Annotated in this window: 9 protein-coding genes; 7 read left to right on the plus strand and 2 right to left on the minus strand. The window is 64.8% G+C overall.

What is annotated here, in order from left to right; all coding sequences use genetic code 11:
* Positions 1-5 precede the first annotated feature (5 nt).
* Together AC097R_RS03065 and AC097R_RS03070 are read left to right on the plus strand one after the other, a co-directional pair.
* The gene (locus AC097R_RS03065; RefSeq protein ID WP_479596128.1) at positions 6-4,070 is read left to right on the plus strand and encodes a YhdP family protein; all 4,065 of its coding nucleotides are present in this window, start codon (positions 6-8) and stop codon (positions 4,068-4,070) included.
* Positions 4,071-4,105: 35 nt separating this feature from the next.
* Positions 4,106-4,921, plus strand: coding sequence for a carbon-nitrogen hydrolase family protein (locus tag AC097R_RS03070; RefSeq protein WP_479596129.1), 816 nt, complete (start codon positions 4,106-4,108; stop codon positions 4,919-4,921).
* A 57-nt stretch (positions 4,922-4,978) separates the two neighbouring features.
* On the opposite strand, the gene AC097R_RS03075 is transcribed toward AC097R_RS03070, so the two are convergent.
* Positions 4,979-5,134, minus strand: coding sequence for a hypothetical protein (locus tag AC097R_RS03075; RefSeq protein WP_479596130.1), 156 nt, complete (start codon positions 5,132-5,134; stop codon positions 4,979-4,981).
* Here AC097R_RS03075 and mltA point away from each other — a divergent pair.
* Both mltA and AC097R_RS03085 read left to right on the plus strand, forming a co-directional pair.
* Positions 5,067-6,263 (plus strand): murein transglycosylase A, encoded by a 1,197-nt coding sequence (gene mltA, locus AC097R_RS03080; protein ID WP_479596131.1) that lies wholly within the window; start codon positions 5,067-5,069, stop codon positions 6,261-6,263. The genes AC097R_RS03075 and mltA overlap by 68 nt on opposite strands.
* A 59-nt stretch (positions 6,264-6,322) precedes the next feature.
* A complete protein-coding gene (locus tag AC097R_RS03085) occupies positions 6,323-7,273 on the plus strand; it encodes a chemotaxis protein (protein ID WP_479596132.1) in 951 nt (316 codons plus the stop codon).
* A 43-nt stretch (positions 7,274-7,316) separates the two neighbouring features.
* On the opposite strand, the gene AC097R_RS03090 is transcribed toward AC097R_RS03085, so the two are convergent.
* Positions 7,317-8,345, minus strand: a complete 1,029-nt coding sequence (locus tag AC097R_RS03090) for a LysR family transcriptional regulator (protein ID WP_479596133.1) — start codon at positions 8,343-8,345, stop codon at positions 7,317-7,319.
* Positions 8,346-8,533: 188 nt separating this feature from the next.
* Between AC097R_RS03090 and AC097R_RS03095 the strand changes: the two genes are divergently transcribed.
* From AC097R_RS03095 to rhaS, 3 genes are all read left to right on the plus strand, one after another.
* Positions 8,534-10,639 carry a bifunctional rhamnulose-1-phosphate aldolase/short-chain dehydrogenase gene (locus AC097R_RS03095; protein WP_479596134.1) on the plus strand — a complete coding sequence of 702 codons (2,106 nt, stop codon included), beginning with the start codon at positions 8,534-8,536 and terminating at the stop codon, positions 10,637-10,639.
* Between the two features lie 25 nt (positions 10,640-10,664).
* Positions 10,665-11,954: an L-rhamnose catabolism isomerase gene (gene rhaI, locus AC097R_RS03100; protein WP_479596135.1), complete on the plus strand. Its 1,290-nt coding sequence runs from the start codon at positions 10,665-10,667 to the stop codon at positions 11,952-11,954.
* A gap of 131 nt (positions 11,955-12,085) precedes the next feature.
* Positions 12,086-13,078, plus strand: coding sequence for a rhamnose ABC transporter substrate-binding protein (gene rhaS / locus AC097R_RS03105; protein ID WP_479596136.1), 993 nt, complete (start codon positions 12,086-12,088; stop codon positions 13,076-13,078).
* Positions 13,079-13,145 lie beyond the last annotated feature (67 nt).

Consider the following 13,145-nt stretch of genomic DNA (forward strand, 5'->3'; position numbering starts at 1 on the left):
GCACGATGAATGATTTGACACCTGTCCCTTCGCCTTGGCTCAAAGCGCTTGCGGTGAGCGCGAAATGGGCGCTTCGCTTGCTCGCGTCAGCATGGATTGCGATGGCCTTGGTGTGGGGGGGATTGCATTTTCTGATTGTGCCGCGAATTGGCGAACTTCGCCCGTGGCTGGAGCAACGGGCCTCCAGCGTGCTGGGTGTTGCCGTGCGCATTGGTGCCATCGACACCAAATCCAATGGCCTGATTCCCTCGGTGGAGCTGACCGATGTGCGCCTGCTGGACCCGCAAGGGCGCGAGGCTTTGCGGCTGCCTTCCGTCATCGCGGCGCTGTCGCCCCACTCGCTATTGAACCTCGGGTTTGAGCAGCTGTATGTGGATGGCGCGGTGCTGGACATCCGCCGCGCAGCTGACGGCCAGGTCTGGATTGCCGGGCTGCCACTGCCCGCCAGTGACACCCATGACACGACCGCGGCGGACTGGGTGTTTTCACAGACCGAGGTGGCGCTGCGCCACGGCACCGTGCGCTGGACCGACGAGCTGCGTGGCGCCCCACCGCTGGCCCTCACCAATGTGGATGTGGTGCTGCGCAACCGCCTGCACACCCATTCCCTGCGCCTGGACGCCGACCCACCGGCGCAATGGGGCCAGCGGCTCAGCATCATGGGGGTCTTCAAGCAGCCCCTGCTCTCGGTCAATGCGGGCGACTGGCGCGCCTGGACCGGCCAGCTGTATGCCAACCTCCCGCAGATCGATGTGTCGCTGTTGCGCCCCTATGCCGATGTGGGCGTGGACGTGGCCAAGGGCGTGGGCAGCCTGCGCGTGTGGGCCGATGTGGCGCGTGGCGATTTTCTGGGGGCCACGGCCGATGTGCTGTTGCGCGACGTAGATGCCACGGTGGACCCCAAGCTGGGCGCGCTGAGTCTGACCCGCGTGGCGGGCCGCTTGGGTGCGCGGCGCCTGGACGGGGGCGTTGAAGTGTCCACCGAATCCCTGGCCTTTGACACCCAGGACGGCTTGCACTGGCCCGGTGGCAATGTGCGGCTGGCCCTGTTTGCAGCCGGTGCCAAGACCCCGGCACGTGGTGAATTGTCGGCCGACCGGCTGGATCTGGCGGCCATGGGCGAGATTGCCAAACGCCTGCCGCTGGATGAAGCCTTGCGCGCGCAGATGGGCTACTACAGCCCACAGGGCCTGGTGGAAAGCCTGCAGGCCAGTTGGCAAGGTCCGCCCGAGCAGCCCAGCGTCTATGCGGCCAAGGGGCGGGTGGTGCGCCTGGCGCTCAATGCGGGCACGCTGAACGGCGTGCCGACCCAGGGTTTTCGCGGTGCCGATCTGGACTTTGACCTGAACCAGCTGGGTGGCAAAGCCAGCGTGGCCATGCACAAGGGCGAGCTGGACCTGCTGGGCGTGATGGACGAGCCCCTGGTCGCGGTGGACGAACTCAGCGCTGCGGTGGAGTGGACGCGCAAGGGCGACGACTTGAAGGTCAGTATCTCCAACCTGCATTTCAGCAATGCCGATGGCCAGGCCGATCTGCAGGTGAAATGGCAAACCGCCGACCCCGGCCCGGTGGCCGCCAAGCCCCACAACCGCTACCCCGGCGTGCTGGACCTGCAGGGCACGGCCAGCCAGGTGGTGGGCACGCGGCTGTACCGCTACCTGCCCAACGTGATCGAAAAAGACGTGCGCACCTACCTGCAGACCGCCATCGTGGGCGGTGTGGCCAATGGTGTGAAGTTCAAGGTCAAGGGCGACCTGGCCAAGTTCCCGTTCACCGATGCCAAGCAGGGCGATTTCCGCATCTCTGGCAATGTGCAAAACGCGAGTTTTGCGTTTGCCCCCGCGTTTCTGCTGCCCAAGGACAGCCCGCCCTGGCCCGTGCTGTCGCAGCTCTCGGGCGAGCTGGTGATCGACCATGAAACCCTGCAGGTCAATGGCGCCAAGGGTGGCTTTGCCAACAGCGCGGGGCTGCGCATCAACAAGGCCGACGCCACCATCAGCCACCTGTTCCAGGGCGCCACGCTGGCCGTGAACGCCGAGGCCACGGGCCCCGTGGCCGACGTGCTGGGCATCGTGAATACCTCCCCACTGGGCGGCATGCTGGGCGGGGTGCTGGCCAAGGCCTCGGCCACCGGCAATGCGGACTACCGGCTCAAGCTGGGCGTTCCGCTGACCGACGTAAACCGCACCACGGTGCAGGGCCAGGTGACGCTGGCCGGCAACGAGCTGCAAATCACCGCCGACACGCCGCGCCTGACCCGCGCACGCGGCACGCTGGCCTTCACCGAATCGGGCTTCACCGTCACCGGCACCCAGGCCCGGGCGCTGGGCGGCGATGTGCGCATTGAGGGTGGGTTGAACATGCACAGCACGGCGCCCGTTCCAGGCTCTGCGCGTGTAGCCGCTGCACCGGTACTGCGCATGCAGGGCACCGTTACCTCCGAAGGGCTGCGCCAAGCCAAGGAACTGGGTCTGGCCACGCGCTTGGCCGGTTATGCCAACGGCAGCACGTCGTACACCGCGGTGCTGGGCCTGCGCAGCGGCGTGCCCGAGTTGCAGATCAGCAGCCCGCTGACCGGTATGGCCTTGAGTCTGCCGGTGCCGTTTGCCAAGACGGTCGAAGCCACGCTGCCGGTTCGGCTGGAAACGGCCCTGCTGCGCACCCCGCAGGCCGCGGGTGCGCCAGTGCGCTTGCAAGACCAGCTGCAGCTTACGGTCGGCACCCTGGCCTCGGTGATTTACCAGCGTGACATTTCGGGTACGGATGCGCGCGTGCTGCGCGGCGCCATTGCAGTGGGGTTGGCCGCGGATGAGTCGGCACCCCTGCCCGATGAGGGCGTGGTGGCCAACCTGAACGTGCCCGGCGTGGACGTGGACGCCTGGACCGAAGTGCTGTCGCGCACCACGGGCGAGAGCTCCGCCAGCGGCCCGGCAGGGCCTGGGGCGTCGGCCTTTATGGGCTATATGCCCACGGTGATGGCGGTGCGCGCACGTGAGCTGCGGTTGTCGGGCCGCAAGCTCAACAACGTGGTGGTGGGCGGCGGGCGCGATGGCCTGGTTTGGCGCGCCAACGTGGATGCCACCGAGCTCAGCGGCTACCTGGAATACCGCCAGCCCACAGGCAGCAATGCCGGGCGCCTGTATGCCCGTCTGGCCCGCCTGGCCGTGGGCCAGAGCACGGCGCAGGATGTGGAAAGCCTGCTCGACGAGCAGCCCACCACCATCCCCGCGCTGGACATCGAAGTGGAAGACTTCGACCTGCGTGGCAAGAAGCTGGGGCATGTGGACATTGAGGCGGTGAATCTGGGCACCACGGGTGCGCGCGAATGGCGGCTGAACCGCTTCAACATCCAGACCCCCGAGGCCAGCCTGACCGCCAGCGGCAACTGGGCCAATATGAACAGCGCCGCCGCCGGAGCGGGTCGCACTGCACGGGAACGCCGCCGCACGGTGCTGAACTTCACGCTCGACATCAACGATGCGGGCGAGCTGCTGAACCGTTTTGGCGTGACTGGCGTGGTGCGCCGGGGCAAGGGAAAAATCGAGGGACAAGTGGCCTGGCTGGGCTCTCCCATCACTGTGGATTACCCCAGCATGGCGGGAAAATTCAATGTGAACGTGGAGACCGGCCAGTTTCTCAAGGCCGACCCGGGCATTGCCAAGCTGCTGGGCGTGTTGAGCCTGCAGTCGCTGCCGCGCCGTCTGACGCTGGATTTTCGAGATGTGTTCAGCGAGGGCTTTGCGTTTGATTTCTTCCGCGGTGACATCGCCATCGAGCAGGGCATTGCGCGCACCACCAACCTGCAGATGAAGGGCGTGAACGCCGCCGTGCTGATGGACGGTCAGGCCGACATTGCCAAGGAAACGCAAAACCTGCGCGTGGTGGTGGTGCCCGAGATCAATGCGGGCAGCGCCTCGGTGATCGCCAGCATCATCAACCCCGTAGTGGGGCTGAGCACCTTTTTGGCCCAGCTGATTTTGCGCGGGCCCCTGGTCAATGCGGCGACCCAGGAGTTCATGGTCGACGGCACCTGGCTGGAACCGCGCATGACCAAGGTAGAGCGCCGCTAGCGCGTATGTAGTGTTGATTGCAGGAGTGTGTTGATATGAAAGTTGCTGCCATCCAAATGGTGTCCACCGGCGTGCTGGCGGACAACCTTGACCAGGCCGGCAAGCTGCTGGCCCAGGCCTCCCAAGCCGGTGCCGAGTTGGCTGTGTTGCCGGAGTACTTTTGCCTGATCGGCCAGCGCGATACGGACAAGCTGGCCATCCAGGAGAGCTATGGCAGCGGGCCCATGCAGGACTTTCTGGCGCAGACCGCGCGCTCGCTGGGCATCTGGATCGTGGCCGGCACGCTGCCGCTGCGCGCAGACCTGCCAGACCGGGTGTTCAACAGCTCGTTGGCCTACAACCCGCAAGGCCAGTGCGTGGCGCGTTACGACAAGATCCATTTGTTCCGCTACGACAACGGCGTGGAGAGCTACGACGAGTCACGCGTGCTGGAACGCGGTAGCACGCCCACGGTGTTTGCGCTGCCAGCGCGCGATGGCCGCACCTGGCAGGTCGGCATGAGTGTGTGCTACGACATGCGCTTCCCCGAGCTGTACCGCGCCTACGCGCAGCAGGGCGTGGATCTGATCTTGGCGCCCAGCGCTTTCACCCACACCACCGGCCAGGCGCACTGGGAGGTGCTGCTGCGCGCCCGCGCGATTGAGAACCTGTCGTTTGTGGCCGCTGCGGCCCAGGGGGGGGTGCACCCCAGCGGTCGGCGCACTTGGGGCCAGACGCTGCTGGTGGACCCCTGGGGCAAGGTGCTGGCTGAGCAGGCACAGGGGCCGGGCGTGGTGCTGGCCGAGCTGGACTATGCGCACCTGCAGCAGTGCCGCGCGCAGCTGCCGTCGCTGCAGCACCGCGTGCTGTGATGCGGTTTGCTATAAAAACAGAAGCTGCTCGCGCATATTCTGCGCGGGGCAGAGACCTTATTGGTCCTTGTCCTGCGGTGTGGCGTCGGTGGGCTTCTCTTCTGGGTGCGCGCCAGGCAGTTCACCGCCTTGGCGGCCCGAAAACATGGTCCACCAAATGATGGCAACAAAAATCAGCCCGGCTCCCAGGGCTTCCAGCAATAGCAGTGTCATGGTTCGTGTCCTGGCGCATGGCGCAATGGCCGCCATTGTAGGAATGCTGGCGGCCTGTGGCAGCGTGCCCCTGCAGGAGCCCGCCCCGGTCGAGAGCCCGCGCAGCGCGGCGCCCCCCGTGGCCGTGGTGCCCGGCACCCTGGCCCAGCCGCGCGCGCGCTGGGTGCCCGTGCCCTGGGCCGATCTGCCGGGCTGGGGCCAGGACAACCTGTTTGAGGCCTGGAACGCCTGGATCAAGAGTTGCGAGAAGCCGCAGGCCCCCTTGGCCGCGCTGTGCTCCGAAGTGCGGCGTCTGAGCATTGGCACCGCCGACGAACAGCGCGCCTGGGTGCAGCAGCGCCTGCAGCCCTACCGCGTGGAGACTCTGCAAGGCGAGTCCACGGGCCTGTTAACCAGTTATTTCGAGCCCGTGATCGAGGCCAGCCGCGTGCCGACGGCTGCCTTTGGCGTGCCGCTGTACCAGCCGCCGGCCACGCTGGCCCAGCGCAAACCCTGGTACACGCGGCAGGAAATCGACACCCTGCCCGAGGCGCAGGCCGCGCTCAAGGGCCGGGCCCTGGCCTATATGGCCGACCCGGTGGACGCGCTGGTGCTGCAGATCCAGGGATCGGGCCGCGTGCGCATCGCCCAGGCCGATGGCAGCCAGCGCTGGGTGCGCCTGGCCTATGCCGGCACCAACGACCAGCCCTACCGCAGCGTGGGCCGCTGGCTGCTGGACCAGGGCCTGGTCAAGGACGCATCCTGGCCCGGCATCAAGGCCTGGCTGGCCCAAAACCCGGGGCGCCAGCAGGAGCTGCTGTGGAGTAATCCGCGCGTGGTGTTTTTCAAGGAGGAGACCCTGTCCGATCTGGAGTCCGGTTTTGGCCCCCGCGGTGCCCAGGGCGTGGCGCTGACGCCGGGCCGCTCCATCGCGGTGGACCCCGGCAGCATTCCCTACGGCACGCCGGTGTGGCTGGCTTCGCCCGGGCCGCAAACCAGCCTGCAAAAGCTGGTGCTGGCGCAGGACACGGGCAGCGCCATCACCGGCGCCGTGCGGGCCGATTATTTCGCGGGCTGGGGCGCCGAGGCGGGCGATCTGGCCGGCCGTTTGCGCCAGCCACTGCAGATGTGGGTGCTCTGGCCTAAATAGGCTGGATGGCGTTACCATGGCACCACATCAACCTTGAAGCCTTCAAAAGGACGGACCCCATGAGCAAAGAGATGCGCGAGATTGACGAGCGGACCAACTTGGCCGCCAACAGCATGTTTGAACTGCTGCTGTTTCGCTTGGGGGAGGCCGCCAACAACGACAGGCGCGAGTTGTTCGGTATCAACGTGTTCAAGGTGCGCGAGATTCTGGTGATGCCCGAGATCACCGCGATGGTGAATTCCCCCCCCGAGGTGATGGGTGTGGCCAATATCCGCGGCCAGATGATCACCGTGATCAACCTGCCCATGGTCGTGGGCTGCAAGCCCACCAAGGGCCTGGGCATCCTGCTGGTAACCGAGTTTGCACGCACCACGCAGGCCTTTGCCGTGGAAGAAGTCAACGAGATCGTGCGCCTGGAATGGAAGCATGTGCTGTCCGCCGAGAACTCGGGTGGCGGGCTGGTCACCAGCATTGCGCGCCTGGATGGCGCCGCCGAAAACACCCGTCTGGCCCAGGTGCTGGATGTGGAACAAATCCTGCGCGACGTGATGCCCCAAGAGGTCAAGTCCGACGATGCGAAAACCGTTGCCAAGGTACGCCTGGAGCCGGGTCAGATTATTTTGGCGGCCGACGATTCGGCCGTGGCGCGCATGATGATCGAGAAGGGCCTGAAGGGCATGGATGTGCCCTACATCATGACCAAGACTGGCAAGGAAGCCTGGGAACGTTTGCAGTCCATCCATGACACCGCGACGGCCGAAGGCAAGTCCATCAAAGACAAGGTGGCACTGGTGCTGACGGACCTGGAAATGCCCGAGATGGATGGCTTCACGCTCACCCGCAACATCAAGCAGGATGGCCGCTTCAGCAAGGTGCCGGTCATCATCCACTCGTCCCTCACCGGCTCGACGAACGAGAGCCACGTGAAGAGCGTGGGCGCCGATGCCTACATCGCCAAGTTTGTGGAAGAAGAGCTGGCCGCAACGATCCGCGACGTGCTGCAGCGCTAGCCGACATTTCGCAAGCCAAAAAAAGGGGCCTCGTGGCCCCTTTTTACATGCGGCACTGCACCAGCCGCGATCCATGCTCCAGCACAAATTCACGGAAGGCGCCGTTTACCCCGCTGAGCGCGGAGTCGCGCCGATGCAGCAGGCACCAGTCCAGCATCTTGGGCATGTCCTCCATGTGCAGCACGGCGAGCTTGCCCGCCTCGATCTCCACCTGGAAGGTATGGGCCGACAGAAAGCTGATGCCCATGCCCGCCATCACCGCCTGCTTGATGGTCTCGTTGCCTGACAGCTCCATGGTTACCCGCACGGGCAGCGACTGGGCCTGCAGCAGGTGGTCAAAAAACTGCCGCGTGGCCGAGCCCGGTTCGCGAAAGATGAAGGGCTCGTCGCGCAGTGCATCCCAGTGGATGCGGCGCTTTTTGGCCAGCGGGTGGTTGGCGGCGGCGACCACGCAGTGCGGGTTCTGCGCAAAGGTCTCGGCCTCCACATCGGCCTCCGAGGGTGGGTAGCCCGCAATCGCCACGTCCAGCTGGTGGTCCTGCAGCATGGCCAGAATGGTTTCGCGCCGGTCGACCGTGAGCTTGAATTTCACACCGGGCCAGTGCTCGGCAAACGCCATCAGCAAGGCTGGCGCAAAGTAGTGCGCCGAGGACACCACGCCCAGGTGCAGCAGGCCACCCAAACCCCCTTCGGTGTCGTGGAAGGCGCCGATGGCCTCCTCGGCCATGGTCACCTGGTTCAGGATGCGCCGGGCCTGGCGCAGCATCTCTTCGCCGGCCTGGCTCAGGCTCACCTTCTTGCCGGCCTTCACCAGCAGCTGCAGGCCCAGCTCGGCTTCCAGTTGCTGCACCTGCATGGACACGGCGGGCTGCGTCACGCTCATCTGCTCCGCGGCCCGTGAGTAGCTCAGCTGCGTGGCCACGGCCTCAAACAGGCGCAGCTGGCGCAGGGTGAGGTTTTTGAGCCGGTGGTCGCGTTTGCCGCCCTGCGGCTCGGGCGCAAGGGCCGGGGACCTGCGGGATATCCCTAGGGGTTTGCGGGCAAGTGCCTGGGCGGGGGTGCGGGTTTTCATCGGTGTTTTCCCTAGGGATTCAGCAGGTGGCAGCCCTGCGCCCCAGAGGCGGCCGGGGGTGGATGCAGGGCCTGCGCCGCATTCTAGTGATCTATCAGGTTTTCTGATGAATTTCATAAAAAAGTCTGCGTTGTGCCTATAGCTCAGGCTGTCTACAGTCACTCCAATTCTTCGTAACTGCACCGCACATGACCACTCGCTCTCAACCCGTCCCGTTTCCTGTCTGGAACCAGGACCATGCCGCCAAGCTGGACCCCGCCAACCTGTTGCTGTACCGCTCCAACCTGCTGGGCTCGGACCTGCGCATCACCAACTACGGCGGTGGCAACACCTCGGCCAAGATCACCCAAAAGGATCCGCTGACCGGCAAAGACGTGTCGGTGCTGTGGGTCAAGGGCTCGGGCGGCGACGTGGGCTCGATGAAGCTCGATGGCTTCTCCACGCTGTACATGGACAAGCTCAACGCGCTGCAAGGCATTTACCGCGGCTCCGACTTTGAAGACGAGATGGTGGGCTACCTGCCGCACTGCACCTTCAACCTGAACCCACGCGCCGCCAGCATCGACACCCCCCTGCACGCCTACCTGCCGTTTGCGCATGTGGACCATATGCACCCCGATTCGGTCATCGCCATTGCGGCCATGGCCAATAGCGAAGCCATCACCAAGGAAGCCTTTGGCGGCACCATTGGCTGGCTGCCCTGGCGCCGTCCCGGCTACGAGCTGGGCCTGCAACTGCAACGCTACGTGGCAGCCCACCCCGGCCTCAAGGGTCTGGTGCTCGGTGGCCATGGCCTGTTCACCTGGGGTGATGATTCCCGCAGCTGCTATGACAACACGGTAGCGGCCATTGCGCAAGCGCAAACCTGGCTCGCCGCGCAAGCCCTGGCCCGCAAGGCTGTGCCTTTCGGTGGCGCCAAGGTCAACGCGCTGGATGCTGCGGCGCAAGACGAGGTGCTGGCCCGCGTGCTGCCCGTGTTGCGCGGCCAGGCCTCGCAAAGCGGCCACAAGCTGCTGCATGTGGACCGCCAGGCCGTGGTGATGGAGTTTGTGAACAGCCAGCAGCTCGAAGCGCTGGCGGCGCTGGGCACCTCTTGCCCCGACCACTTTTTGCGCACCAAGATCAAGCCATTGATCCTCGATGAATCGGTTTACACCCTGGGCGGTGCCGAGCTGTCCAAGGCCATTGCCGCCAAGCTGGCCGACTACCGCGCCGACTACACCGCCTACTACGAGCGCTGCAAGCGCGCCAACAGCCCGGCGCTGCGCGATCCGAATCCCGTCATCATCCTGCTGCCGCGCATCGGCATGGTGGCCATCGCCAAAGACAAGGCCACGGCCCGTATTGCTGGCGAGTTCTATGTGAACGCCATCAACGTGATGCGCGATGCCAACGCCATCGACACCTATGTGGGCCTGCCCGAGCAGGAGGCCTTTGACATCGAGTACTGGCTGCTCGAAGAAGCCAAGCTGCAGCGCATGCCCAAGGCCAAGCCATTGGTGGGTAAGGTGACCCTGGTTACCGGCGGTGCCGGTGGCATCGGCCGCGCAATCGTGGAGCGCCAGCTGCAAGAGGGCGTATGTGCCGTGCTGTTGGACATCGATGCCGCCGCGCTCGAATCTACCGTGGCCGAACTCTCCAAGAAGTATGGCCGGGATGTGGTGCGCGGCGTGGTCTGCGATGTGACCAGCGAAGAGTCGGTGATTGCGGCCTATGCCCGCACCGCCATCGAATACGGTGGTGTGGACATTCTGGTGTCCAACGCAGGCATTGCCTCTGCGGCACCACTGGAAGACACCACGCTGGCGCTGTGGAACCGCAACCAGAGCATTTTGGCCACGGGCTATTTCCTGGTCGGCCGCGAAGCCTTCCGCCTCATGAAGGCACAGGCCATCGGTGGCTCCATGGTCTTCATCGCCAGCAAGAACGGCATGGTGGCCAGCAACCAGGCCGTGGCCTACTGCGCCGCCAAAGCTGCCGAGATCCAGCTGTCACGCAGCTTTGCGCTGGAAGGCGCACCGCTGGGCATCCGCTGCAACGTGGTGAACCCCGACGCCGTGATCCGTGGCAGCAAAATCTGGACCGGTACCTGGAGCCAGGAACGTGCCGCGGCGAACAAGGTGAGCGAGGAAGAACTCGAAGCCTTCTACCGCGACCGCTCCATGCTCAAGCGCAGCGTTTTCCCCGAAGACATTGCCGAGGCCACCTACTTTTTGGCCAGCGAACTCGCGGCCAAATCCACCGGCAACATCCTCAACGTGGACGCAGGCAACCTGGCTGCCTTCCCACGCTGAACCCCGCACGTATTCGAGACACACCATGACACAACAGATCAACACCGGGCTGATCGCCGACCACAACGCCCAGGCCGCAGCGCGCGTGAACCTGGACTACGAAACCCTGGGCGAGCAACTGGCCCGCCGCGGTGTGGACATCGCCGTCCTCAAGGCCGATGTGGCGAAGTTCGCCGTGGCCGTGCCCAGCTGGGGCGTGGGCACGGGCGGCACGCGCTTTGCGCGCTTTCCCGGCCTGGGCGAGCCGCGCCACGTGTTTGACAAGATCCAGGACTGCGGCGTGATCCAGCAGCTGGTGCGCTGCACGCCCACCGTGTCGCCCCACTTCCCTTGGGACAAGGTGAACGACTACAAGGAGCTGCGCCAGCATGCGGAGGCCAACGGCGTCGGCTTTGATGCGGTCAACTCCAACACCTTCTCGGACCAGAAAGACCAGCCGCTGTCGTACAAGTTCGGCAGCCTGACCCATGCCGACGCTGGCGTGCGCGCCCAGGCCGTGGCGCACAACCTGGAGTGCATCGAGATTGGCAAGCAGCTGGGCAGCAAGGCGCTGACCGTGTGGATTGGCGACGGTGCCAACTTCCCCGGCCAAAGCCATTTCCGCCGCCAATTTGAGCGCTACCTGGACAGCAACCGCCAGATTTACGACGCATTGCCCGCCGACTGGCGCATGTTCCTCGAACACAAGATGTTCGAACCTGCCTTCTACGCCACCGTGATCCAGGACTGGGGCTCCAGCCTGCTGGCTGCGCAAACCCTGGGCCCCAAGGCGCGCTGCCTGGTGGACCTGGGCCACCATGCGCCCAACACCAACATCGAGATGATCGTGGCGCGCCTGGTGCATGCGCAAAAGCTGGCCGGCTTCCACTTCAACGACAGCAAGTACGGCGATGACGACCTGGACAGCGGCAGCATCAACCCCTTCCAGCTGTTCCTGGTGTTCAATGAGTTGGTGGACGCGGCGCAAACCGGTGCGGCCGAGTTCGACCCCGCCTACATGCTGGACCAGTCGCACAACGTGACCGACCCCATCGAGAGCCTGATGACCAGCGCCGTGACCGTGCAGCGCTGCTATGCCCAGGCCCTGCTGGTGGACCGCAAGGCGCTGACCGCCTACCAGGACAGCAACGACGTGTTGATGGCCGCCCAGACCCTGAAGCAGGCCTTCCACACCGATGTGACGCCCCTGCTGCAAAAGATCCGCATCGACGCGGGCGGCGCTGCCGACCCGGTCCAGGCCTACCGCGCCAGCGGCTACCGCAAACAGATGGCGGCCATTCGCCCTGCCAGTGGCCCCAGCAGCGGCATCGTTTAAACACCATGGCCATGTGCAGTGGTGCTTCCCCTATCGAACCCGGTTCACACCACCACGTCCTGGTGTGTGCAGTCGGTATCGAGACCGGCCTTCGGGTCACATTTTTCTACTAACAATTCCAGGAGACACGCATGAAGAAACAACTCAAAACCCTGCTGACCGTTGCCTTGAGCGCGGCGCTGGTCAGCCCCGCGTTTGCGGCCGACAAGATCGCCCTGGTGGTGAAGAGTCTGGGCAACGGCTTTTTTGACGCCGCCAACCAAGGCGCGCAAGAAGCCGCCAAGGAACTCAAGAACATCGAGATCATTTACACCGGCCCCGCCAAGGCAACGGCCGAAGGCCAGATCGAAATCGTGAATTCGCTGATCGCGCAAAAGGTCTCCGCCATCGTGATCTCCGCCAACGACCCCGACGCCCTGGCCCCCGTGCTCAAGCGCGCCATGGACCGCGGCATCAAGGTCATTTCGTTTGACTCCGGCGTGCGCAAAGACGGTCGCCTGATGCACCTGAACCCTTCCAGCAACCCGCTGATCGGCGAAAAGCTGGTGAAGATGACCGCTGACGCCATCGGCGCCACCGGTGAAGTGGCCGTGTTGTCTGCCACTGCACAAGCCACCAACCAGAACATCTGGATCGAAGAAGCCAAGAAGGTGCTGGCCCAGCCCGCCTACAAGGGTCTGAAATTGGTCAGCGTGGTTTACGGTGACGACCAGACCGACAAGAGCTACCGCGAAGCCCAAGGCCTGTTCAAGAGCTACCCCAACCTGAAGGCCATCATTGCCCCCACCACTGTAGGTGTAGCCGCTGCGGCCAAGGCTGTGCAGGATGAAAAGAAGGTCGGCGCGATTTTCGTGACCGGTCTGGGTCTGCCCTCGGAAATGGCCGGCCACGTGAAGAGCGGTGCGGTCAAGTCCTTCGCCATCTGGAACCCCATTGACCTGGGCTACTCCTCCATCTACGCGGCCAGCCAGTTCATCTCTGGCAAGGTCACGGGCAAGGCAGGTGACAAGGTGTCTCTGGGCCGCGTTGGCACCGTGACACTGGACGCGAATGGCGAAGCCGCCATGTCCGAGCCTTTCACGTACGATGCCTCCAACGTCGAGAAGTTCGCGAAATTTTTCTAATGAGGCGGCGTGTGCCTGCGCCCCTCGGCGCAGGCCACTGAGGTCGACGGGGCAACCCTGCCTGGTT

This window comes from Rhodoferax sp. ZS1R25, assembly GCF_056521335.1.